General features: G+C 32.8%; 14 protein-coding genes. 11 read left to right on the forward strand and 3 right to left on the reverse strand.

Annotated elements, in window-relative coordinates:
• The first annotated feature begins 7 nt into the window (after nt 1–7).
• The 9 genes from RSE15_RS00410 (at nt 8) to RSE15_RS00450 (ending at nt 13,355) form a co-directional block, all read left to right on the forward strand.
• The gene (locus tag RSE15_RS00410) at nt 8–382 is read left to right on the forward strand and encodes a hypothetical protein (protein ID WP_324069023.1); all 375 of its coding nucleotides are present in this window, start codon (nt 8–10) and stop codon (nt 380–382) included.
• A gap of 92 nt (nt 383–474) precedes the next feature.
• A complete protein-coding gene (locus RSE15_RS00415; RefSeq protein ID WP_324069024.1) occupies nt 475–4,812 on the forward strand; it encodes a CusA/CzcA family heavy metal efflux RND transporter in 4,338 nt (1,445 codons plus the stop codon).
• Between the two features lie 7 nt (nt 4,813–4,819).
• Nucleotides 4,820–5,932: an efflux RND transporter periplasmic adaptor subunit gene (locus RSE15_RS00420; protein ID WP_324069025.1), complete on the forward strand. Its 1,113-nt coding sequence runs from the start codon at nt 4,820–4,822 to the stop codon at nt 5,930–5,932.
• Between the two features lie 12 nt (nt 5,933–5,944).
• Nucleotides 5,945–6,445 (forward strand): hypothetical protein, encoded by a 501-nt coding sequence (locus RSE15_RS00425; RefSeq protein WP_324069026.1) that lies wholly within the window; start codon nt 5,945–5,947, stop codon nt 6,443–6,445.
• Nucleotides 6,446–7,359: 914 nt separating this feature from the next.
• A complete protein-coding gene (locus RSE15_RS00430) occupies nt 7,360–7,743 on the forward strand; it encodes an HU family DNA-binding protein (RefSeq protein ID WP_324069027.1) in 384 nt (127 codons plus the stop codon).
• A gap of 755 nt (nt 7,744–8,498) precedes the next feature.
• Nucleotides 8,499–10,874 carry an ATP-dependent helicase gene (locus RSE15_RS00435; protein ID WP_324069028.1) on the forward strand — a complete coding sequence of 792 codons (2,376 nt, stop codon included), beginning with the start codon at nt 8,499–8,501 and terminating at the stop codon, nt 10,872–10,874.
• Nucleotides 10,875–10,919: 45 nt separating this feature from the next.
• A complete protein-coding gene (locus RSE15_RS00440) occupies nt 10,920–11,981 on the forward strand; it encodes an HNH endonuclease domain-containing protein (protein ID WP_324069029.1) in 1,062 nt (353 codons plus the stop codon).
• Entirely contained in the window at nt 11,974–12,834 is an 861-nt protein-coding gene (locus RSE15_RS00445; protein WP_324069030.1) for an HIT family protein, read from the forward strand. The genes RSE15_RS00440 and RSE15_RS00445 overlap by 8 nt, the downstream gene beginning before the upstream one ends.
• 170 nt (nt 12,835–13,004) lie before the next feature.
• Nucleotides 13,005–13,355 (forward strand): hypothetical protein, encoded by a 351-nt coding sequence (locus RSE15_RS00450; protein WP_324069031.1) that lies wholly within the window; start codon nt 13,005–13,007, stop codon nt 13,353–13,355.
• 94 nt (nt 13,356–13,449) lie between these two features.
• Here RSE15_RS00450 and RSE15_RS00455 read toward each other — a convergent pair whose 3' ends face one another.
• The gene (locus RSE15_RS00455) at nt 13,450–14,418 is read right to left on the reverse strand and encodes an IS110 family RNA-guided transposase (RefSeq protein WP_324068928.1); all 969 of its coding nucleotides are present in this window, start codon (nt 14,416–14,418) and stop codon (nt 13,450–13,452) included.
• A 360-nt stretch (nt 14,419–14,778) separates the two neighbouring features.
• Between RSE15_RS00455 and RSE15_RS00460 the strand changes: the two genes are divergently transcribed.
• Both RSE15_RS00460 and RSE15_RS00465 read left to right on the forward strand, forming a co-directional pair.
• Entirely contained in the window at nt 14,779–15,207 is a 429-nt protein-coding gene (locus RSE15_RS00460; protein WP_324069032.1) for an HNH endonuclease, read from the forward strand.
• 18 nt (nt 15,208–15,225) lie between these two features.
• Nucleotides 15,226–15,471, forward strand: a complete 246-nt coding sequence (locus RSE15_RS00465; protein ID WP_324069033.1) for a hypothetical protein — start codon at nt 15,226–15,228, stop codon at nt 15,469–15,471.
• An 82-nt stretch (nt 15,472–15,553) separates the two neighbouring features.
• On the opposite strand, the gene RSE15_RS00470 is transcribed toward RSE15_RS00465, so the two are convergent.
• Nucleotides 15,554–16,567 carry a PorP/SprF family type IX secretion system membrane protein gene (locus RSE15_RS00470; RefSeq protein WP_324069034.1) on the reverse strand — a complete coding sequence of 338 codons (1,014 nt, stop codon included), beginning with the start codon at nt 16,565–16,567 and terminating at the stop codon, nt 15,554–15,556.
• Nucleotides 16,568–16,580: 13 nt separating this feature from the next.
• The gene (locus RSE15_RS00475) at nt 16,581–26,717 is read right to left on the reverse strand and encodes a DUF8696 domain-containing protein (RefSeq protein WP_324069035.1); all 10,137 of its coding nucleotides are present in this window, start codon (nt 26,715–26,717) and stop codon (nt 16,581–16,583) included.
• Between the last annotated feature and the right edge of the window lie 206 nt (nt 26,718–26,923).

A 26,923-nucleotide genomic window follows, 5' to 3' on the forward strand; every position in this document is an offset into this window, starting at 1 on the left:
GTATAAAATGAACAAGTTAATTGTCTATTTCTTAGTTTTTGTTTTCCTATGTGCTAACACATCACTTGGGCAATTAGTAAAATTACCTAATCTTGTTGAGCATTACAAAGCTCATAAAAATGAATTGTCTTCTAATTCCATATCATTCATAGAATACATTAAGTTACACTATGCTAAAAATGTTGACAACAATCAAGACCATCAAAATTTACCTTTTAAAACACTTGATAATTCGATAAGTGTGTTATTTGTTTTCCCTTTAATGACGTTTCAGTTACAATTAGTTAATCCTATTATTGCGATAACAAAGAAATTTTTCTACAATAAATCATTTACATCCAATTTGATTATTTCAATTTGGTTACCGCCTAAAATATTCTAATATATTCTTTTATAATTGATTCATTATTAAGGTTTCAATTCTAATTATCTTAAAAGATAAATGATATTTATTTATTTTAAAAATGTATTAAAATGTTAGAAAAAATTATTGCTTTTAGTTTAAAAAACAAACTTATTGTCCTTTTATTTACACTAGGAGTCTTGGGTTTTGGTTTGTTTTCTGTTTTTCAAATATCCATTGGGGCTGTCCCAGATGTTACTAATAATCAAGTGCAGGTAATTACTACTTCTCGTAATTTATCTACACAAGATATCGAACAATATATTACCTATCCTGTTGAAATTGAAATGGCTAATTTACCCAGTGTAAAAGAAATTCGTTCTATTTCAAAATTCGGATTATCAGTAGTAACTATTGTTTTTGAAGATGAAATTGGAACGTATTTACCGCGACAACTAATTGCTGAAAAAATTAAAACAGCAGCAGAAAAAATCCCTGAAGGTTTTGGTACTCCAGAAATGGGACCAATTACTACAGGTTTAGGTGAAATTTATCAATATACGTTAGAAGTTAAGCCTGAATTTAAAAATCAATATTCTGTTACCGATTTACGAACTATTCAAGATTGGGTAGTAAAAAGACAATTGTCTGGAATCAAAGGTGTAGTTGAAATCAATACTTGGGGTGGCTATTTAAAACAATATGAAATTGCTATCAATCCTGCCAGTTTAAAAGCAATGAACATTTCTACTGCTGCTATTTTTACAGCTTTAGAGAAAAACAATAGCATTGCTGGTGGTTCGTATATTGAAAAAACCAATCAAAGCTATTTCATTCGTGGCGAAGGAAAAGTAAATTCTGCTCAAGATATTGAAAATATTGTTGTTAAAAATGATTCGGGATTACCAATTTATATTAAAGACATTGCTAAAGTACAATTTGGTCATGCGAATCGTTTTGGAGCCATTACAGGAAATGGAGAAGGCGAGAAGGTTTTAGGTCAAGTAATGATGTTAAAAGGAGGCAATTCAAAACAAGTAATTGATGATGTAAAACATCGAGTAGCTGAAATTGAAAAAACATTACCTGAAGGTGTTTACATCAACGGATTTTTAGAACGAAGTGAGTTAGTTGGAAAAACAACATTTACTGTTGCCGAAAACTTAATCTTAGGTTGTTTAATCGTAATTTTTGTAGTGGTTTTATTGCTTGGAAATTGGCGTTCAGGATTGGTAGTAGCTTCTGTTATTCCACTTTGTTTGCTGTTTGCGATTTCCTTTATGAATATTTTCGGAATTGATGCCAATTTAATGAGTTTAGGTGCTATCGACTTCGGTATCATCATCGATGGAGCCGTAATTATTGTCGAGTTCATCGCTTTCCAAATTGCGCATAAATCCCGACATTTAGTTGGCATGGCTAAAGAAGAACGTCAGTTAGAAATTGACCAAATTACTTATAAAAGTGCTTCTAAAATGATGAATTCGGCTATTTTTGGTCAGTTAATCATTCTTATCGTATTTATTCCAATTCTTTCTTTATCGGGTGTGGAAGGAAAAATGTTCAAACCTATGGCAATGACATTTAGTTTTGCATTAATTGGCGCCATGTTGTTCTGTTTTACTTATGTTCCAGTGGCAGCTTCCTTGTTTTTAAAACCGCAAGAAGAAAACCCAAAATCCATCTCTAATCGGTTAATTAACAAATTGAATTCGTGGTATTTACCTGTAATCACTTGGGCTTTAGGCAATACTAAAAAAGTACTATATGGTGCTGTTGGCTTATTGTTTTTAGCCGTTGGATTGTTTGCAACCATGGGAGGGGAATTTATCCCAACATTAGATGAAGGCGATTTCGTAATTCAACCGGTTTTAAAAACGGGGACTTCCTTGTCTAAAACCATTGAAACTACTACAAAAATCGAGCAAATAATTCTTAAGAATTTCCCTGAAGTAACGCAAGTGGTAAGTAGAATTGGTGCTGCCGAAGTGCCAACGGATCCCATGAGTATGGAGGAAAGTGATATTATTGTAAAATTAAAACCTAAATCAGAATGGGTTTCTGCCGATACAAAAGATGAATTGGCTGATAAAATCAAAGCGGCACTTGAAGAGAAAATTCCAAATATGGAAATCGAATTTACGCAACCTATTGAAATGCGTTTTAATGAATTAATTTCGGGTTCTCGTTCCGATGTGGCGATTAAAATTTTTGGGGAAGATTTAGATATTTTAGCCAAAAAAGCCCATGAAATTGAAAAAGCAATTAAAAATGTAGAAGGGGCTTCGGATATTATCATTGAAAAAACAGAAGGTTTGCCTCAAATGTTTGTGCAATACGACCGAAGTAAAATTGCTCGTTATGGCTTAAATATTGCTGATTTAAACGAAATGATTGCTCTTGGTTTTGCAGGAAAAACAGTTGGAAATGTTTTTGAAGGTGAAAAACGTTTTGATATGGTCATTCGCTTAGATAAAACCAACAGAACGGATATTGAAGACTTACGAAACTTATATGTTTCCACTCCAAATGGTGAGCAAATTCCGTTACGAGAATTAGCTTCTATCGAATATACCGAAGGGCCTGCAAAAATTTCAAGAGATAATACCAACCGAAGAATCATCGTAGGAATCAACGTAAGAAACCGCGATTTACAAAGTGTTGTTGATGATGTTAAAAAAATTATCGATACTGAAATTAAGTTACCTTCAGGATATCGTGTTACGTATGGTGGGCAATTTGAAAATTTGCAAAGTGCAAAAGCCCGATTACTTATTGCTGTACCTATTGCCTTATTTTTAATTTTTATATTGTTACATTTTGCCTTTGGATCAATCAAAGAAGCCTTAATGGTTTATTCTGCAATTCCATTGTCTGCTGTAGGTGGTGTTTTATTTTTATGGATACGCGATTTGCCTTTTAGTATTTCGGCTGGGGTTGGATTTATAGCATTATTTGGTATAGCTGTATTGAATGGTATTGTGTTGATTGAACATTTTAAAGAATTAAAACACAGTGGTATGAAAGATATGAACGAGCTTATTTTAAAAGGAACCACCGATAGACTTCGACCAGTTTTATTAACTGCTGCAGCCGCTGCTTTAGGATTTTTACCTATGGCTATTTCATCTGGAGCAGGAGCAGAGGTGCAACGACCATTAGCCACTGTAGTTATTGGTGGATTGTTTACAGCAACACTTTTAACCATGATTGTTTTACCTATTTTGTTCAAAATCTTTGATGAGAAAGAATTTAAAAAACCAAAATTCAAAAAACACGTAAGTGGAACTTATATTTTGCTATTTTTATTTGGAACCAGCTTTGGTTTTGCACAAGAAAATACTACTGAATTAGATTCAATGATGTCTAAAGCTTTACAAAACAATAAATTAGTGAAAGCGGGGCAATTGCAAATCGACAAAGCCAACGCTAACATTAAAACGGCTTATTCTTTTGATAAAACCAATGTGTATTACAGTTATGACCAAAATAATTTAGCCCTAAATAACGAACCTTTAAAAGTATTCGGAGTACAACAATCCTTTGCATTTCCAACGGTTTATGGTGCTCAAAGAAAGGTGTATAAAGCCGAGTTAGAAAGTCAAAAAGCTTCTTTCGAATTGCAAAAAAACAAACTCAAATTAGAAGTTTCAAAACTTTATCATCAAATTGTGTATTTGCAACACCAAGAAAAATTGTATCGCTATTTGGATAGTTTGTATCAAAATTTTTCCAAAGCAAGCAACAGAAGATTTGAATTAGGGGAAACCAATTATTTGGAAAAAATAACTGCTGAAGCTAAGTTTAGACAAATTAGTACCAAACTTTCGCAACTGGATAAAGAGAAAAAAGCACAATTAGAAGTATTGCAAGCTTTGATTCAATCAGAGGAAATAATTACCATAAAAGCGAATGAAGTCAAACCTATTAATAATATATTAGATACTTCAAGTAAAGCATTGTATGGAACTTATTTTGAAAGTATTACTAGTAAGTACAAATCAAACGAACAACTTCAAAAACAAAACTGGTTACCTGATGTAAATATCGAGTATTTTCAAGGTAGAAATAGTGGCATTACGCAATCTTTATATGGATTTCAAGTAGGAGTGGCTGTTCCTTTATTATTCAATGGCAATGTGGCAAAATCAAAAGTGGCTAAGTTGGAATCTCAAGCTTGGGAACAACAAAAGCAACACGAATTAATTAAAATTGATGCGCACATAAAACAGAAAAACAGCGAATTAGAACAACACAATCAAGCAATTGATTACTATAACCAATACGGAAAAAAAGTGTCTCAAGAAATTATTAAAGTGGCCAACATGAGTTACAAACAAGGGGAAATTGATTTTTTCCAATTCATCCAAAGTTTAGAGAATGCCACTACAATACAGGTGGATTATTTAGATGCTGTTAACCAATACAACCAGACACAATTAGACTTACAATATATTAATATACAATAACATACCAATGAAAAAAGTAGTATACATAGCAATAATAGCAACCCTCATGTTTTCATGCAAACAAGAAGTTGCAGAAGAAAAAATAGTTGATGACGGATTAATAACGGTAACAGCTGCGCAATTTGAATCTTCCAAAATGGAAATAGGCGCTCCAGTTGAACAAGATTTTGAAGTCACGATTAAGTCATCTGGAAAAATAGATGTTCCACCACAATATCGAGCTAAAGTAACCACATTTTTAGGAGGTTATGTAAAAGCTACCAAATTATTAGTAGGAGATAAAGTAGCAAAAGGGCAAGCTTTAATTACCTTAGAAAACACAGATTATTTGGATTTACAAAAGGATTATGTTGAAGTTGCTGAACAAATTAACTATTTAAAATCAGAATTTGAACGTCAGAAAACCTTGTATAGTGAAAAAATAACTTCGCAAAAAAACTATCTAAAAGCTGAAAGCGAATACCGCCAAGCAAAAGGAATGTATCAAGGCTTACGTGAAAAACTACTACTGTTAAACATCAATCCAGCTAATGTAGAACGTGGAAAATTTACTTCACAAATCACTATTTCGGCACCTATTTCGGGAGATGTAACAGTAATGAATGCAAATGTGGGCATGTTTATGTCGCCATCAGATGTAATATTAGAAATTGTAGACACCAATTATTTGCATTTGAATTTAAGCATTTTTGAAAAAGACATTTTGCATGTAAAACAAGGACAAAATATTAGTTTTACGATTCCAGAAGCTAGTAAAGAACAATTCAGTTCTAAAGTACAATTGGTAGGAAAATCAATAGAAAGTAAAGAAAGAACTATTTCGGTTTTTGGAACTTTAAATCCAAAGGACAAATCAAAATTATTATCAGGAATGTTTGTGGAAGCAGGAATTGTAATTGATTCTAAAAAAGGCTTCGGTATCCCTGTAGATGCTTTAATTAAAGAAAATAACAAAAGTTTTGTACTTTTATTACAAGAAAATAAAGGCAGTTATGTTTTCAAAAAAACATTGGTTTCGGTAGGAGAACAATCAACAGAATTTGTTGAAATTTTATTAGATGAAACAATTAAACAAAATTCAAAAATATTGACAAAAGGTGTTTTTGATGTAACCAATTAAATGATAGAAATTATGAATCAAGCACATTTACACATGGTTTTTAACCATTTTCCAATTATTGGATTATTCTTTGGAATAGGAATTTTAGCCTATGGTATTGTTAAAAAACAAACCATATTAGTCAATACGGCTTATGTAATCTTCATTTTTTGCATGCTAATGGCAAAAGCTACGATGATGACTGGTGAAGGGGCTGAAGAAATTGTAGAAGAATTAAGCATTTCACATGACATTATTCATGAGCACGAAGAATTAGCAGAAACCTTCATGAAAGTACTTTATGGTTTAGGACTTGTTTCCATTTTAGGCTTAGTTGCTAATTATAAAAAACATGGAAAAGCATCAGTTGTTTCGTATGTAATATTATTTTTAGCAATAGGTTCAGCGGTGTTGTCTAAGTCTGTTGGAACTTCGGGTGGTGAAATTCGCCATACTGAAATTAGAGACAATGCTAACTTGAGCAATACTTCTGAAGCTAATCATGAAAACGAATCATCAGAGGAGGATGACTAGTCAAAAAAATAGTTTTCAAATCGATTCCATTTTAATTATTAAACCGTTTGATATTTTCAAGCGGTTTTTTATTTCTATTGTGGCCAGTCAATTACTAATCATCGTTTCTACACGTTTCTCTTTTTAGATTTCATTTGTCAAACTTGATTTTCATTGATTGGTGTTTTGAGCTTTCCACAGCGTTCGAAGTTATGGGCTGAAGTTTCAGATGGTGCGCTTAAATTTAGCACGCGGATGTTACGGGTCCGACTGGGCGGAACGCTGATTGGGGCGGATTTTTAACACATAGGTACATAGTTTTTACACAGAGCTACACGGAGTTTTATTGGAAGTGGATTGTGTTGAGAGAGCTACACAGAGGCGTTACACTTTTCATAGTTCACAATAGGCTACACACATAGTTTTTACACAGAGCTACACGGAGTTTTATTGGAAGTGGATTGTGTTGAGAGAGCTAGACAGAGTAAGAAGCTTCGGACGTTGCGCTTTTCATAGTTCAGATAATGCTACACGTATCGTTGGTTATGCTACTAGCCTTCACTTTTTACACTTTTCAACACTTTATAAAAACATGTAATCAATTGTATAACTTTCATAAAAAGAATGGCAAAAAAGTTAGAAAAAAGTTAAAAATATTTATTCTACAATGCGGTAGTGAACAGCTTGATTTTCAGATGCTTATAATTAAAAAAACAATGTGTTTTATTTTTCAAATACTTGATATTCAATCAATTAAAAACCTATATTGTTTTACTAAAAACAAGCAGGTTTGTTTAAAAATCCTACAATTTGTGAATAACTTTGCCTTTCATTTCTCATCTCAATTTATAAACTTTGCATTAGTCAGTTAGACATGATTTCCGAAGGTTGTGTACTATGACTAATTTATTTTTTTTCACATAAAACACATGAAAATGAGCGTTAAGTACAAAGTTCTTCCAAGAAGAAACCCGCAGGACATGGCTGCACCAGAAAAATTTTATGCCGCTGCAATTGCAGATGGAGAAACCGATTTAGACAAATTAGCTGAGCAAATTTCGTATCAATGTACGGTAACCGAATCCGATTGCTATGCTGTATTACTATCGTTAGAGCGCAATATTATTAGCGAGTTAGAGCAAGGCAGAATTGTCAAATTAGGACGATTAGGTAATTTTCAAATTGGAGTAAGCTCTGAAGGTAGAGATACCGCTGAAGAAGTAACTTCAGGTGCAATTACCAAAACGCGTATTTTATTCCGACCAGGAAAAAGATTACGTTCATTATTAAATGATTTATCATTTAGAAAAGCGGGCTAGAATCCCCACTGTAAGTGTAAGCTTATAGTAAGACCTCGAGTATTCCAGTACTCGAGGTTTTTTTTTGTTATATATGTAACAATTTCGTCCTGATGAAACTTTTGTTTCGTCCTGACGAACCATTTCTTTCGTCCTGATGAATTGTTTGTTTAGTACTGACGAATCAAAAAATTATATTTTTACTCCCAAAAAGGCATAAAAAAAGCTCAAAAAAACTGGCTAGAACCCCACTTTTTGAGCGTAAATTTATAATAAGACCTCGAGCAGTTCCAGCTACTCCGTCGTAATAAGTTGTAAATATAATAGATAATTTTATTTTGATTGCACTATTTAAAAAAATTAACACAGGAAAAACAACTTACTACTTCTTGATTTATGCCTCAAAGTTTCAGTATTGCCCTTGAACTTGCCATTGTTCTGTTTATTTTTTTACACTTCCTGAACGGTTTTCTACATTTTTTTCTCCACACCTTTGTATACTTTAACCAAGGAAGTTTCTTTATATTTTACCTAGTTTAAAATAGGTATTCTTATGGGTTGTATGGGTGCTTTTTTTTCGCTATGTTTGGGGTAAAGTAAATCATAAATAAAAGCTATTTCGATAACAAAAGCACTGTAAAAGTTGTTTCAAGAGTTCATGAAGTTATATTTTCATATTTCAATGATTTTAAGATAATGATACAAGTGATTTTTTTGATAAAATTAAAGCTTTAGTGATTTGTGAAAATAATTAGGATTGTTAGCTTTATAAATATATGAATGTAATTGAACATTTAAATGATAAACAAAAAGCTTCTGTACTTTCAGAAGCAAAAAGAGTATTAGTACTTGCGGGTGCTGGTTCAGGAAAAACTAAAACTGTAATATCTAAACTTCTTTATTTGGTTGCAGAAAAAGGTGTAAAATCTTCTTCAATATTAGCAATAACATTTACTAAAAATGCTGCAAATGAGATGATTGATAGGTTAATTATTTCCAGTGATACAACAAATACATATGAATCATATATTCAAAATAAATCAACTACATCGCTACAAAAAGAATCTGAAAGAAGAAAGAGAGTTTTAGAGCAGCCTTGGATTTCAAATTTAACAATTAGAACATTTCATTCTTTATGTTATAAAATTCTTCGTGATAATGGCAATCCTGTTTTTGATAACAAATTCAAACTAATTACAGATAATTCGGCTGAAGAGGTGGATTTAAAAGCGAAAGATATTCTTGCGAATGAGAAACCTAAAGATATTATAAGTAAAATATTAATTCTTGCTTGTAAAGACCGAGATTATTTATTGAAATTAAAACGATATATATTAGACTATTATGTTGAAAAGGTTTCTATTGATAAGGAAATAAAAATTTATACTAACGAAGGACAAAAAACATATACTACTTTAAAAGGGGAAACGGTAAAATCGAAGTCAGAGCGAGATATTGCAGATTGGCTGTATAGGCACAATATAAAATATGTTTATGAAAAAGTAACCAACTTCAAAGATTTCAATTTTAAACCAGATTTTTTCATTCCCCAAGCCAATCTTTATCTGGAACATGTTACTGATAAAAGCTATAAAATGGCTGATAAAGAAAGACAATTTATTGAAGGCGGAAAAAATTGTGTTGTAACTTACGAATCCATAATGAATAACTCAATCCTTTTCAATTTAGCGATGGAAAGAATTGTAAAGGGAAAAATTTCTGAAACAATTTCTGAAGAAGTTTCTCTGAATTATGAAGAAGAATTTAATCGATATCATAATAAAATAGATGAGTTTTTAAAAACGGTTATGCGTTTGCAGTCTATGATGAAAGGGGAAGATATTGAACCTTCAAGTTTATTAGAGAAATCATTAAAAAGCGAGCATGAAAGAATAAGAGTTTTTTATGAACTTGCTATTCCAATTATCCAAGAGTACAAAAATTATTGTACAAATAAATCCTATGTAGATTTTGATGATTTAATAATTTTAACCGTAAAACTTCTTAAGGAGAATGAAGATGTTAGAGAACTTTACAGAAGTAAATTTAAGTATTTAATGGTTGATGAATTTCAAGATGTAAATGGATTACAAGTAAAATTATTAGACTTATTATTGAAACCAGATAATCAATTATTTTGTGTTGGTGATGATTGGCAAAGTATCTATGGTTTTAGAGGTTCTAACGTAGATTACATAGTTAATTTTGAAACACATTACAAAGATTGCGAAATACATAAGTTGGATGTTAATTATAGGAGTACACAAACAATTGTAGGCGCAAGTAATGAAGTAATAAAGCACAATAAAAATCAGATTAGTAAAGATGTAAGAGCATTCAACGAAATGCCAAGTAAGATTCAAATATACAGAGCCAAAATCACTGAAGATGATGGTGTAGAATTTTTAATTGATAAAGTTCGACATCTTTATGATAGTGGCTTGGGTAAAGATGATATTCTTGTTTTATATAGAAGATCTAAAATGTTTAGTCCATATTTAGAAGCTTTAAAACAGAATAGACTTTTTGTTTCCTCAAAAACTATTCATGCTTCTAAAGGATTAGAAGCTAAAGCTGTTTTTATTATTGGGTTAACCGAAGGTAATGGAGGTTTTCCAGATATTTGGCTTGATGATGCTATTTTTAGAGTTGTAAAAGATATAAAATATGATATTTTGCTTGAAGAAGAAAGACGATTATTTTATGTAGCCATCACAAGAGCAAAAGATGAATTATTTCTTATAACTGAATTAGGAAACGAGTCATCATTTGTTGATGAAATTCCACAACATTTTTACCAAGTAAATAAGCCGGTAATCAAAAACATAGAAACACAAATTATTGTTTGTGAAGAGTGTAGAGCTACAGTGAATGAATTTGATAAATTTTGTAGAAATTGTGGAAGTAAACTTTCTAAAGACAATTTATATAATTCTGAAGAAAAAAAAGTACCTAGTTATATTCAAACTGCAAGAATAATAAATAAAAATGCCTATATGCCTTGGACTACTGAAGATGATACAAAACTTGAAGAACTTTATAAACAAGGTAAATCTAAAGCGGAACTTTGTAAGTTTTTTGGTAGAAATTCAGGTGCTATTAATGCTCGAATCCAAAAACTAGAATTGGAAAAAAAGTATAATTTAAAATAATCTATTAATAAAAAAACAAAGTTTATCCTAATTAGAATATTATTTATGAACTTACCAATATCAAATAATTTACCAATTAATAAACTTGCATCTGTATTTGGAAGCACTTCGGCTACCTATAAATTTTATTGGTTAATCGCTTTAATTGAATTAGTAGAAGAGGGCAACATTGAAATTCCAAAGAGAAAAATATTTTCGAGAATGATAAGTAATTCTTGGTATACTATAAATTACTTTCATATTTCATTTGGTAAGCAAGACAATTTACAAATTGCAGTAGAACTAATTTTAAAAGAAGAAAATTTAACCATTGACGAAAAGAAAAGTAAACTTGAAACTTGTTTAGAGAATTCTACAAATAAAGAAACGATAAATCAATTGTTTCATTTTGATAAAAATGTACCTCATTGGTTTTTATCTCCTTGGTTTCCAAAAATCAACAATGAAACCGATAATCAACAAAAAAGTAGAATATATTTAGATTCGCAATCATTTGTTAATGATAGTATGTATGCTTTGCATAAAAATTTTATTACTATTAACCCTATTTGGGTTTCTTATTTAAAAACTAATGCAAAAGTTTTAAAAGATTACTGCTATTGGAATTTGGCATTATTTCTTCAAACAAGAAATCCAAACGTTCCTGATATTCCAAATAAGTTAATTAAGCCAGCAATTAGAAATGGTTTGACCAAACAAACAAATGAATATTGGAAATTAGTTTTCAAAGAATTAGGTTCGGTAAATTGCATTTTTACTGATACTAAATTGTATTTTGATGAAAAGAATTATGCGTTAGACCATTTCGTTCCTCATGCTTTTGTTTCACATGATTTGATTTGGAATTTGTTACCAATTGAAAAGAAATTCAATTCTTCTAAAAGTGATAAACTTCCATTATTTGATAGGCATTTTGATAAATTTTATGATTTGCAAAAATTAGCTTTTGAAATCAATAAACATCATAATTCTAAAAGTAAATATATGGATGAGTTTCTAACTATTTTTCCAAATATTGATTCTTTTGAAAAAGATAAATTTTCAAATACAATTCAGCCTTTGATAACAATTGCTAGTAATAACGGATTTTTATTTATGAATGAGTAATCAAAACCAAAATAGTCATTTAACAGCAATAGAAAGAACCTCTCTTTCATATCCAGCAAGAATTTTACTAAATCAAAAAAAGATAAAAGGTAAAGTTTTGGATTTTGGTTGTGGAATTGGCAAAGATGTAGAATTATTAAAAATTAAAGGATTTGATATTAATGGATATGATCCATTTTATTTTCCAGAATTTCCAACCGAAAAATATGATACAATCCTGTGTTTTTATGTTTTAAATGTTTTGTTACCAGAGGAACAAGCACAAGTTTTAATGAATGTTTCAAATCTTTTAAAACCAAACGGAAAAGCCTATTTTGCGGTTCGTAGAGATATTCAATATGAAGGATTTAGAATTCATAAAGTACACAAAAAAGAAACTTATCAATGTTTGATTAAATTAGGTTATTTGTCTATTTTTAAGAATGAGAATTGCGAAATATATGAATACGAGCATTACACAACTTTAAACAAGGGTAATATTTATTTAAGTCCGTTTTTGATTGGAGATGAAACAAGAGAATTAATTGTTGAAACTGCAACTATCTTTTCTTTTTATGATAAATTTCCAGTTTCAAAGGGACATGCATTAATTGTTCCTAAACGTTTGGTTTCTAATTATTTTGAATTGACTATAAAAGAACAAACTGCTTGCTGGATTGTTGTAAATAAAGTAAAAGCGATTCTTCAAGAAAAATATAATCCTGATGGTTTTACGATTGGTATCAATATTAATGAAGCAGCAGGACAAACGATTTGGCATTGTCATATTCATATTATACCCAGATATAAAGGAGATGTTGAAAACCCAAGAGGAGGCATTCGTGGTGTTATTCCAAAAATGAAAGATTATTAGCTCGCTCGTGTGAGAATCCCTTTTACGTTCGTTGTAAAAATAATTTTTAATATTGTTTAAATTAACTTCAATTATTTCATAAATTAGCCCAATAGGCTATATTACTACTTGCAATAGTGATATACTGTTTTTGTAAATGTTTTTTTATATTAGCTACTTGAAATTTACATTTGAAAACACTAATTTTATTTTTATGTTGCTTGTCGGCTTCGCTTTGGTCGCAAGAGGTTACACTCGAAAACATTGGTACGTTTGAAGGTAAAATCGTTACGTTTTGTGCGCCCATTACCGGTACTTATCAAACCAAAGGAGAACGAAAAGTTACGTATTTGAACTTTGGCAAAGCCTATCCCGATCATTCGTTTACAGTGGTATTTTTTGAAAAGGTGTTGAAAACGTTTAGTTATGACCCGCTTACTTTGAAAGGCAAACAGGTTTGTATCACAGGTAAGGTAATTTTATATAAAGAAAAACCGCAGATTGTTTTGTATGATGAAAAAGATTTGAAGGTTGTGGATTGAGAAAGGGTGGGTTTTACTGTGTAAAACAGAAGCTTACTGGGTAGGAGATGCTGAAACGAGTTCAGCATGAACTGTGTTTATTTCCAAATTTATTTTAGTTAATTTTTACTGAATAATATTCTTTTTTTGTTGCAATTGCAAAAGCTTGTTTTAATAATTTGTTTACTACTGCAATTAAAGCTAGCTTTTTTGATTTTCCTTTTTCTACTAATCTATCGTATAATTCTTTACAACTCTTATTACATTTTTTTGCTGACCATGCACATACATAAAGCATTGCTCTTATTTTACTCATTCCCATTTTACAAATTTTCGATCTACCCTTAACACTTGTTCCTGATTCAAATATTCTTGGCGATATTCCAACATATGAAGCAAGTTGCTTATGATTATTAAACTTACTAAAGCCTCCAGATATTACAATCAATAGCAAAGATGTTTTAGTTCCCATTCCTGGTATACTTTTTAGTTGACTAAACATTTCTTGATGATGTGTTTTAATTATTAACTCCATTTTTTTCTCAATGTTTTTCATCTCTTGTTCTATGGTTTCTAAAACAGAATTGATACTTTTTTCAAGTGTTTCACTCTTAATAGGATTTTGATTAAATGCTTCTTTTTGAACTACAAATCCAGTTCTGTTTTTATTTAATTGTTCTAGATAGGCTTGCATTTGCTTAAGCTCTAGAACATGATTTGCTTCAGGTTTCCATATACCTGGATTTTCGGTTTTTCCATATTCTGCAATAAGCATAGCATCTTTTTTATCTGTTTTTGCTCTACTCATTCGCATTTGAGAAAACCTCCTAATTACCAATGGATTTATCACACAAACATCTATTGCTTGCTCTGACAAAAAAGTGGCTAATTTTAAATAATATGGACCACTAGCTTCCATCACACAAATTGATTCAGAGACCTTTAAATGTTCTAAAAACATCATAAAACCTTCATGATTGTTAGCAAATTTAAAATACTTGTACTTGTCATCATAACTAGAAATAGCGACATCAAAAGTTAATTTTGAGATGTCAATTCCAACATAATTGTTACTTTTTTTCATACATTTGTTTTTAAGGAAATTAAAGTAAACGGAAGAAATCTGCTTGAGACTTATCAATCCTAAATACGGTCTTTATGACCAATGAACTGTCCAAGTTCAAAAGCAGAGAGAGAAAGGAACTAGCATGCTGAACAGTCTTAATTGACCAATGACAAAATATAGCTTTTATCTTTCTCTTTCTTCTGTTGAAATAAATTTATAAAATTTTCAAAGAACTTCCTTTTGCAAACATAGGATGACAAAAGGAGAGATGCTGAAACGAGTGCAACAAGATAGATAATAGAACCTGAACGTACGGCTTGTCAACTTATCCTGAAGTTTTGGGATTGTTTCAGGTTTAAATAAATAGAATAAAATACTATGAAAAAAGTTTTAAGATTAAAAAAAAGGTATCTAATAGTCCTGCTGCTTTTGGTCAGTATTTGTGGTTTTTCACAAAGTAGGTATATATCTACTACAACAAAAAAAATTGTTTTTACTAGAGATGGTGGTGTATGCCAATGTTGTGGAAGTTCTGAAAATATTGAATATGACCATATAATACCCTATTCTTGTGGCGGAAGTAGTGATGTTTCAAATATTCAATTGCTTTGTATGAAATGCAATCGCAGCAAATCAAACAGTTGTGTATGTAAAATTCATGAAAAAACAGTTGGCTCAAATTGTTGCGATGGTAAAACAACAAAAAAGGCATCAACTTATTCACAACAATGCTCTGGAACTACAAAAAAAGGAACAAGATGTAAGAAAAGAACCACCAATTCAAACGGACGGTGTCACTTACATTAATTATTAATTAAGTAGAAAATGAATAAAAATTTATTATTTGCCGTAGATACCAATACACAAGAAGTAATCGTATCTGATTCACCTAAAGGAAGTACCAAAATTAATTTCATTGAACGCATAGGACGTAACGACAGTGAAACGCTCTATAATGCGACTTTGACTTTAACCAGCATTTCTAAAGCTCCAAATTTTGAAGTTGCAATTTTTAAAGCAATGGATAAAGTTTGCCAAATGTTGTATAACCAATATAAAGAAAGAATGTAATAGTGGTTGTTTTTTGAGTAGGTGTAAACAGGATGTGCTAGTAGAATAATTTAAAAGGGCTAAGAAATTTCTTAGCCCTTTTTTACCATTTAATATCTTTTAATTTCATTCTATAATTATCGCAATCTCTACAGGTATAGCTTGATTGCCAAGTTAAAGTTAATTCATGTACGCCTTGATTATGGCCAAATTTTGAGGTATTAACGTCATAGGAATAGCCAAATTTAAACTCTCCAGCTCTCATAGTTACATAAGGATTTAGTGAAGTTATTAAATGGCTATTGGTATTTCTACCTTCTGGATTAGTAGCTGCAATAACACCAAATGAAAACATATTCATTTCAACAGAAGTTCCTATGTCTAATCTATTAAATTGCGATTGACGCATATAGTTAATGGAAACTAATAAATCGGTATCTGCAGGCAGGAGCATAGATGGTGAATTGTCTAATGTAAAATAGTATCCCCCATGTACACTTAAAAATAAATCTAAAGGGGCATTTCCATTTTCAAGAAATGTAATATCGGGACGTGTTAAGTGTTTTAAACTTGCTCCAAACCATGCATTTTCTTCATCTACCAAAACCCCAAATGAAAAATCAACAAAATTAATTTGACTATTGTATCTTAAAAATCCTGGGTCAATACTACTTCCTGAAATTGAGCCATCATTGACATTAATTTGGTCTTCTAATAATAAATTTCTAAAGTTAAAATCTTTTCGACCAAAACCACCTTCTAAACCAAGTCTTAGTCTCCATCTATAATTCAAATCAATTCGATAGGAGGCAACGCCATTAAATTGAAAATAATTGTAATCTGTGAAAGTTTCTCTTTGATTCAAAATTGTTATTCCCAATCCCAAATTATCGGTTACTAAGTTATTGGCAAATGCATATTGGGTGTCGATTCGTCTATTGCCCTCAGGCCATTGTCTTCGATGAATAATACCCGCGTTCCAAGAACTAGCAGCACCTGTAAATCCTGGATTTAATGTTTCTGGAATGATTAAAGATTGCGTGAATACAGGATCTTGTGCTTTAACTTCATTGAAAAACGTAATAAAAAGCAGTACAATATATATTTTAATTTTCATTTTCTTCTAACTTTTATTTGATTAAAACAAAGGTTTCCTCGGCGGTTATTATTTTTCCGTAAAACGTTTCTGCACTTACTTTACAATTGTAATTACCGTTTTCTGATTGAATTCCTCTAATGGTACCATCCCATCCTCTTAAAACATCTCCTGTTTCAGAATAAATTAATGAACCCCATGTATCATATACATCCATTCTTACATTTTTCAATCCTCTTGTAACGGGTCTGAAGGTATCATTTAGAGTGTCATTATTAGGTGTAAATGCTGTTGGTACAACCAATACATACCCTTTTTCAATTATTAAACTAATTGTATGCACATACACACAGCCAAAAGGGTAAGTTACTGTTTGTGTAACTACATAATCACCTTCTAAAATGTAAGTGTGAATAGGATTCTCTTCGTTAGAAAATGTTCCATCTCCAAAATCCCAAAGAATACTAACATAATCACCTGTTGCGGTATTTGTAAACTGAATTGGATCTAATATAGAATAAATACCATAAGCTGTATATCCATAAGAAGATTGATTAAAATCTGCGTTTCCAATAACTGGAATATCTACATTTAAACTATATGTTGTTGAACAGCCTAAAGCGTCCGTTGCTGTCAATATAACCAATCCGTCTTGCTCTGTAGTCATGAATTCATTATTTGCACCACTTACAGTTCCGCTTGACCAATTTAAAAGTACAGGTGGTACACCTCCAGAAACTTGTGCTTCAAAAACCTGACTTATTTCTCTTGTTTCACAGTTAACATCAGTGTTAGTTTGTACATTCAAGGCTAAAGGTTGAGGTCGATTAATACTATATTGTGCAGATTTTGTACATCCTCTCGAATCGGTTACCAAAACAGCATAATTTCCTGCTGGTATATTATTTAAATCTTCAGTTATTGTACCATTAGACCAACTGTAAGTAAAAGGCGGAGTACCACCTGAAACTAAAAGATTTATAGAACCGCTATTGGCATCATTACAATCTAATGCATTTTGAAGATTAGCACTTAAAACTAAGGGTTGTGGCTCAACAATTGTAAAACTTCTAGTTATGGTACAAGGTTTTGAGTCAACAATTGTTACCGTATATATACCTGGCGGTAGATTATTTCTAACTAAACCAGCATTACTACCATCGCTCCAAGTCAAGTTAATAGGAGCAATACCACCTACTAAATTTAAATTAATGCTACCGTCATTTGCCCCATAACAAGAGATATTTACTACTACAGGATTAATTGTAAATATCGGAGCCTCAGGAATATTAACTACAATTGATTTTGTACAACCAACGCTATCAGTTATCAATATAGTATAATCTCCAGCAGCTAAGTTATTTTGATAGAAACCAGTGGCTAAATTATCCCATTGTGCTTGATAAGGTCCAGTTCCACCTGTTACTAACAATGTTATTGAGGCATTGTTGGCACCATAGCATGTTATTGGTGTTGTAGTTGCCGTTATTACAATATCGTCTGGTTGAGCAACAGTTAGTCCTGTTACAGTTTTTCTACCCCCATTAGCATCGATAACAGTTAGTGAATAGGTATCTGCAACTAATCCTGTAAATTGAGGATTTAAGTTAGTTGAATCTGTAATTGAAGTCACTAAGTTACCACTACTGTTGTATAATTCATAATCATAAGGTGGAACAGATTCTTGAGTAATTAAAACACCTACTGCTCCATTATTGTCTCCAAAACATCTTAAGTTTATAGTAAGATTTAAATCTTGTTGAATAAGTAATTCAGGTGGTTCTGTAAGTGTAAAAGTTAAAACTAATGGATTACAATAACCATCGTTTATAGTTACGGTATATGTTCCTGCAAATAATCCTGATATATCTTCATTTATTGATGTATAGCCATTAGGACCTGTCCAACTATAAGTATAGGTTCCTGAACCTCCTATTGTAGTTAAATTTATACTTCCATCGTTAGCTCCAAATACACTAATGTTATATCCGTTATAATTAGATAAAATTCCAGAAGATGATAACGTAGGATTAACTGATATTGAATAGTTGTATACATTACCAATACAAGATGAACCATTATTATTAAAGGTTGCAGTTGCTTCATATGTAATTGTTAATGGATCAGGTGTATTATTTACTAAAGTTTGTATAGGTATTGTATTTGTTCCACTACTTATAGCACCTGTAATTCCTGCTGGAATTGTAGCATTCCAATTATATGTAATGTTGCCTGGTATTGATGAATTTAAAGTTACCAAAGATGTATTGGTTTCGTTACAAATTGTTTGAATTGGAAGGTCAAAAGTAACATCAGGTTTAGGATAAACATCTACAGTGATGGTAAATGGAATACCTGTACAAATACCTGCAATAGGTGTAACTTCATATACTAGAGTTGTAATTGCATTAGAATTATTCACTAATTGTTGAATAAATTGATTTTGTAAAGTTCCATTATTTACCGAACCTGATACTGTTCCAGTAGGAGTCATTGAAACTAAATTCCAACTATATTGTAAACCAGGAGGTAATACATCATTTGAATTTATTGAATTAAAAATATATTGTTCGCCACTACAAATAATTGCAGTAACATTATTTATGACTGGGATTTGATTAATCACCACTTGAGCGGTATTAGAAAGCACGCTTGTACAACCACCGGAAGAGAAAGTAATCTCACAATAGTAGTATAAAGTACCCACTGTTGTAGCAGGCGGACTATAAGAAGCAGTTGTAGCATTAGGAATAATTGTTCCACCAGTAGTACTATTAGTAGTATTACTAAACCATTGATAAGCAGGAGTTCCAGTTCCGTTGGTGTAAGCTACAGTTAGAAGAGTAGGAGTTCCATTCTCACAAACCGAGCTAGAAGTAGGTTGTGAAGTAATAGCAGGCGCAGCTACAATGATTACAGTACTTACCGCACTAGTTACATTACATCCCACACCACTTTGAGTAACCACACAGTAATAGTATTGAGTACCTACAGTTGCAGTAGGAGGAGTAAATATTGCGTTTGTAGCACTAGGAATAATTGTTCCACCAGTAGTGCTATTGCTTGTATTGCTGTACCATTGGTACGCAAAAGTTCCAATACCACCAGACACACTAATAGTTAAATCAGTTGGCGTACTACTTTGACAAAGTGTTTGAGTAGCTAAAGCTTGCGTATCTACAATAGGGTCTGTTACCACAATTACTTGAGCCGTGTTCGAAGTAGTGCTACCACAACCATTACCACTAAGAGTAATTGTTGCGTAGAAGTAATAGGTTCCAGCAGTAGCAAAGGCAGCAGGCGTATAAGTTGCATTAGTAGCACCAGTAATAAGTGTTCCACCTGAGTTAGAGTTAGTAGTATTGCTATACCATTGATAGGTCGCGGTTCCCACACCACCAGTATAAGCTACCGTTAAAGGAGCAATAGTTCCACCCACACAAATAGATTGTGTTGTAGTTGGTTGAGTAGATACCGTTGGAAGTGGATTAATCACCACTTGAGCGGTATTAGAAAGCACGCTTGTACAACCACCGGAAGAGAAAGTAATCTCACAATAGTAGTATAAAGTACCCACTGTTGTAGCAGGCGGACTATAAGAAGCAGTTGTAGCACTAGGAATAATTGTTCCACCAGTAGTACTATTAGTAGTATTACTAAACCATTGATAAGCAGGAGTTCCAGTTCCGTTGGTGTAAGCTACAGTTAGAAGAGTAGGAGTTCCATTCTCACAAACCGAGCTAGAAGTAGGTTGTGAAGTAATAGCAGGCGCAGCTACAATGATTACAGTACTTACCGCACTAGTTACATTACATCCCACACCACTTTGAGTAACCACACAGTAATAGTATTGAGTACCTACAGTTGCAGTAGGAGGAGTAAATATTGCGTTTGTAGCACTAGGAATAATTGTTCCACCAGTAGTGCTATTGCTTGTATTGCTGTACCATTGGTACGCAAAAGTTCCAATACCACCAGACACACTAATAGTTAAATCAGTTGGCGTACTACTTTGACAAAGTGTTTGAGTAGCTAAAGCTTGCGTATCTACAATAGGGTCTGTTACCACAATTACTTGAGCCGTATTTGAAGTAGTGCTACCACAACCATTACCACTAAGAGTAATTGTTGCGTAGAAGTAATAGGTTCCAGCAGTAGCAAAGGCAGCAGGTGTATAACTTGCATTAGTAGCACTAGCAATAAGAGTACCACCTGAGTTAGAGTTAGTAGTGTTACTATACCATTGATAGGTTGCAGTTCCCACACCACCAGTATAAGCTACCGTTAAAGGAGCAATAGTTCCACCCACACAAATAGATTGTGTTGTAGTTGGTTGAGTAGATACCGTTGGTAATGGATTAATCACTACTTCCGCTGTATTAGAAAGCACGCTTGTACAACCACCCGAAGAGAAAGTAATCTGACAGTAGTAGTATAAAGTACCCACTGTTGTAGCAGGCGGACTATAAGAAGCAGTTGTAGCACTAGGAATAATTGTTCCACCAGTAGTACTATTAGTAGTATTACTAAACCATTGATAAGCAGGAGTTCCAGTTCCGTTGGTGTAAGCTACAGTTAGAAGAGTAGGAGTTCCATTCTCACAAACCGAGCTAGAAGTAGGTTGTGTAGTAATAGCTGGTGCAGCTACAATGATTACAGTACTTACCGCACTAGTAACATTACATCCCACACCACTTTGAGTAACCACACAGTAATAGTATTGAGTACCTACAGTTGCAGTAGGAGGAGTAAATATTACGTTTGTAGCACTAGGAATAATTGTTCCACCAGTATTGCTATTGCTTGTATTGCTGTACCATTGGTACGCAAAAGTTCCAATACCACCAGACACACTAATAGTTAAATCAGTTGGCGTACTACTTTGACAAAGTGTTTGAGTAGCTAAAGCTTGCGTATCTACAATAGGGTCTGTTACCACAATTACTTGAGCCGTATTTGAAGTAGTGCTACCACAACCATTACCATTAAGAGTAATTGTTGCGTAGAAGTAATAGGTTCCAGCAGTAGCAAAGGCAGTAGGCGTATAAGTTGCATTAGTAGCACCAGTAATAAGTGTTCCACCTGAGTTAGAGTTAGTAGTATTGCTATACCATTGATAGGTCGCGGTTCCCACACCACCAGTATAAGCTACCGTTAAAGGAGCAATAGTTCCACCCACACAAATAGATTGTGTTGTAGTTGGTTGAGTAGATACCGTTGGAAGTGGATTAATCACCACTTGAGCGGTATTAGAAAGCACGCTTGTACAACCACCGGAAGAGAAAGTAATCTCACAATAGTAGTATAAAGTACCCACTGTTGTAGCAGGCGGACTATAAGAAGCAGTTGTAGCACTAGGAATAATTGTTCCACCAGTAGTACTATTAGTAGTATTACTAAACCATTGATAAGCAGGAGTTCCAGTTCCGTTGGTGTAAGCTACAGTTAGAAGAGTAGGAGTTCCATTCTCACAAACCGAGCTAGAAGTAGGTTGTGAAGTAATAGCAGGCGCAGCTACAATGATTACAGTACTTACCGCACTAGTTACATTACATCCCACACCACTTTGAGTAACCACACAGTAATAGTATTGAGTACCTACAGTTGCAGTAGGAGGAGTAAATATTGCGTTTGTAGCACTAGGAATAATTGTTCCACCAGTAGTGCTATTGCTTGTATTGCTGTACCATTGGTACGCAAAAGTTCCAATACCACCAGACACACTAATAGTTAAATCAGTTGGCGTACTACTTTGACAAAGTGTTTGAGTAGCTAAAGCTTGCGTATCTACAATAGGGTCTGTTACCACAATTACTTGAGCCGTATTTGAAGTAGTGCTACCACAACCATTACCACTAAGAGTAATTGTTGCGTAGAAGTAATAGGTTCCAGCAGTAGCAAAGGCAGCAGGTGTATAACTTGCATTAGTAGCACTAGCAATAAGAGTACCACCTGAGTTAGAGTTAGTAGTGTTACTATACCATTGATAGGTTGCAGTTCCCACACCACCAGTATAAGCTACCGTTAAAGGAGCAATAGTTCCACCCACACAAATAGATTGTGTTGTAGTTGGTTGAGTAGATACCGTTGGTAATGGATTAATCACTACTTCCGCTGTATTAGAAAGCACGCTTGTACAACCACCCGAAGAGAAAGTAATCTGACAGTAGTAGTATAAAGTACCCACTGTTGTAGCAGGCGGACTATAAGAAGCAGTTGTAGCACTAGGAATAATTGTTCCACCAGTAGTACTATTAGTAGTATTACTAAACCATTGATAAGCAGGAGTTCCAGTTCCGTTGGTGTAAGCTACAGTTAGAAGAGTAGGAGTTCCATTCTCACAAACCGAGCTAGAAGTAGGTTGTGTAGTAATAGCTGGTGCAGCTACAATGATTACAGTACTTACCGCACTAGTAACATTACATCCCACACCACTTTGAGTAACCACACAGTAATAGTATTGAGTACCTACAGTTGCAGTAGGAGGAGTAAATATTACGTTTGTAGCACTAGGAATAATTGTTCCACCAGTAGTGCTATTGCTTGTATTGCTGTACCATTGGTACGCAAAAGTTCCAATACCACCAGACACACTAATAGTTAAATCAGTTGGCGTACTACTTTGACAAAGTGTTTGAGTAGCTAAAGCTTGCGTATCTACAATAGGGTCTGTTACCACAATTACTTGAGCCGTATTTGAAGTAGTGCTACCACAACCATTACCATTAAGAGTAATTGTTGCGTAGAAGTAATAGGTTCCAGCAGTAGCAAAGGCAGTAGGTGTATAACTTGCATTAGTAGCACCAGCAATAAGTGTTCCACCTGAGTTAGAGTTAGTAGTATTGCTATACCATTGATAGGTCGCGGTTCCCACACCACCAGTATAAGCTACCGTTAAAGGAGCAATAGTTCCACCCACACAAATAGATTGTGTTGTAGTTGGTTGAGTAGATACCGTTGGTAATGGATTAACTATAATAGTGACACATGAATTACTAGTATTTAAACATGAGGAAGTACTTGAATCCACAACACTTAGTAAACAATAATTAAATGTTCCTAATGTTGAAGTAGGTGCAGTTAAAGTAACAGAACTTCCTGAGGTAGTACTTATAGTTTGGTTTGTACCACTATTTATCGAATAGGTAAAAGTATAGGGAGCTACCCCATTAAGCCCCGTAAATGTAATCACGGCAGCATTAGAGTTTTGACAAACACTTGCATTCCCTGAAATAGTTGCACTTGGAGCAGGGTTTACTGTTACAGTCAGTATAAAATTACTACTACAAGTATTTATGCCTGATCCAGAAGTTGCTGTAATTGTATAAATTACATTTATAGGATTACTTGTTGAATTAAGTAATGTTTGACTTATAGTAGAAACAGGTGTATTTTGATTAGAAGCTCCTGTTATTCCTACAGGAACAGAAACGGTCCATGTGTAAGTAGTTCCAGCTGGCAGGATTATACTTGGAGGTGTATTTACCAAGGAAAGATTAAAAGGATTTCCTGAACAAATTGATAAATTTTGACTTGTTATTTGTGGTTTAGGGTTTACAGTAACAGTTAAAGCAAAGATACTACTACAGGTGTTGGGTGCGGTTCCTGTAGTTGCAGTTATTGTATATATTACATCAATTGGAGCATTAGTTGTATTAACTAGTGTTTGACCAATAGAAGTAATAGGTGTACTTTGATTAGAAGCACCACTTATTCCAACTGGACTTGAAACAGTCCATGTAAAAGTAGTACCTGTAGGCAAAATAACACTCGGTGGATTATTGATTAAGGAAACCGTAAAAGCGTTACCAGAACATACCGTTAATGCTTGTGCTGGAACTAGTGGAGCTGGGTTTACTGTTATTACAAAATTTATTGGAGTACCAACACAACCATTATTAGTAGGCGTAACCGTATAAGTTACTGTTCCCGATGTATTACTAGGATTAATAAGTGTGCTTGCTGGAATTGTGTTTCCATTACCAGGAGTAGTAAAACCTGTTATACCATTAGTAGCAACCACAACCCAATTAAAAAGAGTCCCAGAAACCATACTTGAAGTTAGATTTATAGGAGAAGTTGTTGCTCCTGTACAAATCGATTGTGTCAAGTTGGAGTTGGTAATAACGGGCATTTCTTTTAATGTAAAAGTAAATGAGGCTTGATTAGAACCAGCACAATTTCCATTTACTTGAACAGTAATAATATAAGTTTTGTATGCAGTAAAATTGATTTGTGGGTACTGACTGTTGGTATTTGTTCCACCTACAAAAGAATAATCTGCAGGAGTTACACCAGAACCAGTAATCGTCCACACAAAACTAGTTGGTGCATAAGGTGCAACACTGTAAGTAGGGCTAGTGCCTACTTGACTAAAATTAATAGTATAACCAGCAGGTGTTGCATCACAAATAGTTAAAGAGTTAGGATTAAAACTAACGGTAGGGTCTCCAAAAACTTCAATAATTTTTGGAGTCGAGGGAAAAGTTCCACAAGAATTAGTAACATTTAAAACTACAGAATAGGATCCAGGTTGGGTAAATAATATATTAGCGTTTTGAGATGTTGCACTAGAAAGAGCAACAAATTGATAGCCTGAACTTGTAGCAGGTGTTCCGTTTATAGGTGTAATTGTCCAAGAGTAAACAGGTTCTTGACAAGGGATATTTAAAACATTTGAAGTATTGGTAAATAAAACCGATGTACCAGCACAAATAGGAGATTGAGGTGTATTGGTAAAAGATGGTGTTGGTACCGCTTCAATTTTGATGGTTTTTATTTTTTCAGATAAAGTTTGACAAAAATCTGGATTTTTAGCTTCTAATTTAATTTCCCAACATCCAGCTATAGTTACGAAACTAGATGGTATTGTTAAATCAAAGGTTGAATTAATCCATGAACTATTTGAGGGTACATTTGTATAATTTGAATCACCAGGTTTTTTATAATACCAATAATAATCTACTAAATTTAAACACCCATTATTTCCATAAGATCCAGGAGTTGAAGTATTATCTGCAAATATTTGAGTATTTATACATTGTTTGATTTGTAAATTGAAGTCAGCTGTTGGAGGTGTACTAGTATTTACATTCTTTGTTACACCATTTCCATTTACAGAATAAGTACTACATACATTGTTTATTCCTTTATTAAATAGCTCTTTTTTTATAATAAAATAACTTGTAGGGCGATTACACGAAACAGCGGTATAGATATGATTTAAAGTACTAAATTGAAGTAATTGCGCATGAGTATATTCATTAATTACACCATCTCCAAAATCAATTTTATATTTTGATCCATAGTAATTTCTTCCAATTCCAGTTATTGTTTTATCTATTGCAAATGTTACATTTTCATTAACACAGATTTGCTCACTTGAGGAGTTTCCAAGACTAGTAGCATTTCCATGGAATAAGAAAGTTACACTAAATACAGATATTGAATTGGTAGATTTTTTTTCAATTTCAAATATGTGAGTTCCAATTGCTAATGAACCTGGAATTGTAAAAACTCCATTATTTTGTGGAATGATATTAGGCCCTAAAATAGAAAATGTGGGCACATCAATTTTACTAATTAGTCTAATTGTATAATTATAGTTACTATCATAATTACAAATCGTTAAATCTCTTTGTGATATAGAAGTAACACTATTGTTTACGGTAGCTACATCACTTCTATTCAAGCTACCAAATGATACAAAATCTCCGCTACAATTTATACAATTAAAAAAATTTGTATTTGGATTTGGAGACGCTAAAAGAGACGTTATTTTTGGTATTCCATTATCAATACCATTAACAACTGTAAAATTTAATGTTTCTTCAGGTAAAACGTTAATAGTGGTAGTCCTAACTCTTAATTTGTATGTTCCTGATGTCAATCCAGTAGGTAATACTCCATTAATTACTGGTACATAAAACTCATCTAAAGTATTTAAAACTGTTGGAGAAGTAAATGCACCACCAGGATTGGATAATTCTAGCACAAACTGGTTATTTAAATCAAATACACCAGTTGGATTAATTATTACAGAAACTCCAGAACCTGGAGTGTAATTTGCCGAGTTGTTAAAACGAATAAGATTGATTTGTTGCGAATAAAGATTTAAGCTAGTTAAAGCAAAAAAGCAACTTAAAAGTAAAATCTTGTAAAATTTCCCCATAATATATGAATTAATTCAAAAATAATCTGACATTGAAGTTATTGAAATAAAACAACAATAAACTTCTTTACCAAAAAATTAGTTTTTGTAAAAATATGCTTATTTAGGGAATATTTAATGCGGAAATACATATATGCACCTAATTTCACAAAAATATAATATTTAATTATTAACAATTGTTTTTTTATTTTTTTTCTCTAATTTAG

It is taken from the genome of Flavobacterium sp. (assembly GCF_035195345.1).
Lineage (GTDB): Bacteria > Bacteroidota > Bacteroidia > Flavobacteriales > Flavobacteriaceae > Flavobacterium.

What these genes read in the sequence shown, in the direction of transcription:
- RSE15_RS00455 (WP_324068928.1), bottom strand. Translation starts at nt 14,418, where the DNA reads ATGAAAAAAAGTAACAATTATGTTGGAATTGACATCTCAAAATTAACT.
- RSE15_RS00475 (WP_324069035.1), bottom strand. Translation starts at nt 26,717, where the DNA reads ATGGGGAAATTTTACAAGATTTTACTTTTAAGTTGCTTTTTTGCTTTA.
- RSE15_RS00415 (WP_324069024.1), top strand. Translation starts at nt 475, where the DNA reads ATGTTAGAAAAAATTATTGCTTTTAGTTTAAAAAACAAACTTATTGTC.
- RSE15_RS00445 (WP_324069030.1), top strand. Translation starts at nt 11,974, where the DNA reads ATGAGTAATCAAAACCAAAATAGTCATTTAACAGCAATAGAAAGAACC.
- RSE15_RS00420 (WP_324069025.1), top strand. Translation starts at nt 4,820, where the DNA reads ATGAAAAAAGTAGTATACATAGCAATAATAGCAACCCTCATGTTTTCA.
- RSE15_RS00460 (WP_324069032.1), top strand. Translation starts at nt 14,779, where the DNA reads ATGAAAAAAGTTTTAAGATTAAAAAAAAGGTATCTAATAGTCCTGCTG.
- RSE15_RS00430 (WP_324069027.1), top strand. Translation starts at nt 7,360, where the DNA reads ATGAGCGTTAAGTACAAAGTTCTTCCAAGAAGAAACCCGCAGGACATG.
- RSE15_RS00470 (WP_324069034.1), bottom strand. Translation starts at nt 16,567, where the DNA reads ATGAAAATTAAAATATATATTGTACTGCTTTTTATTACGTTTTTCAAT.
- RSE15_RS00425 (WP_324069026.1), top strand. Translation starts at nt 5,945, where the DNA reads ATGAATCAAGCACATTTACACATGGTTTTTAACCATTTTCCAATTATT.
- RSE15_RS00440 (WP_324069029.1), top strand. Translation starts at nt 10,920, where the DNA reads ATGAACTTACCAATATCAAATAATTTACCAATTAATAAACTTGCATCT.
- RSE15_RS00410 (WP_324069023.1), top strand. Translation starts at nt 8, where the DNA reads ATGAACAAGTTAATTGTCTATTTCTTAGTTTTTGTTTTCCTATGTGCT.
- RSE15_RS00465 (WP_324069033.1), top strand. Translation starts at nt 15,226, where the DNA reads ATGAATAAAAATTTATTATTTGCCGTAGATACCAATACACAAGAAGTA.
- RSE15_RS00435 (WP_324069028.1), top strand. Translation starts at nt 8,499, where the DNA reads ATGAATGTAATTGAACATTTAAATGATAAACAAAAAGCTTCTGTACTT.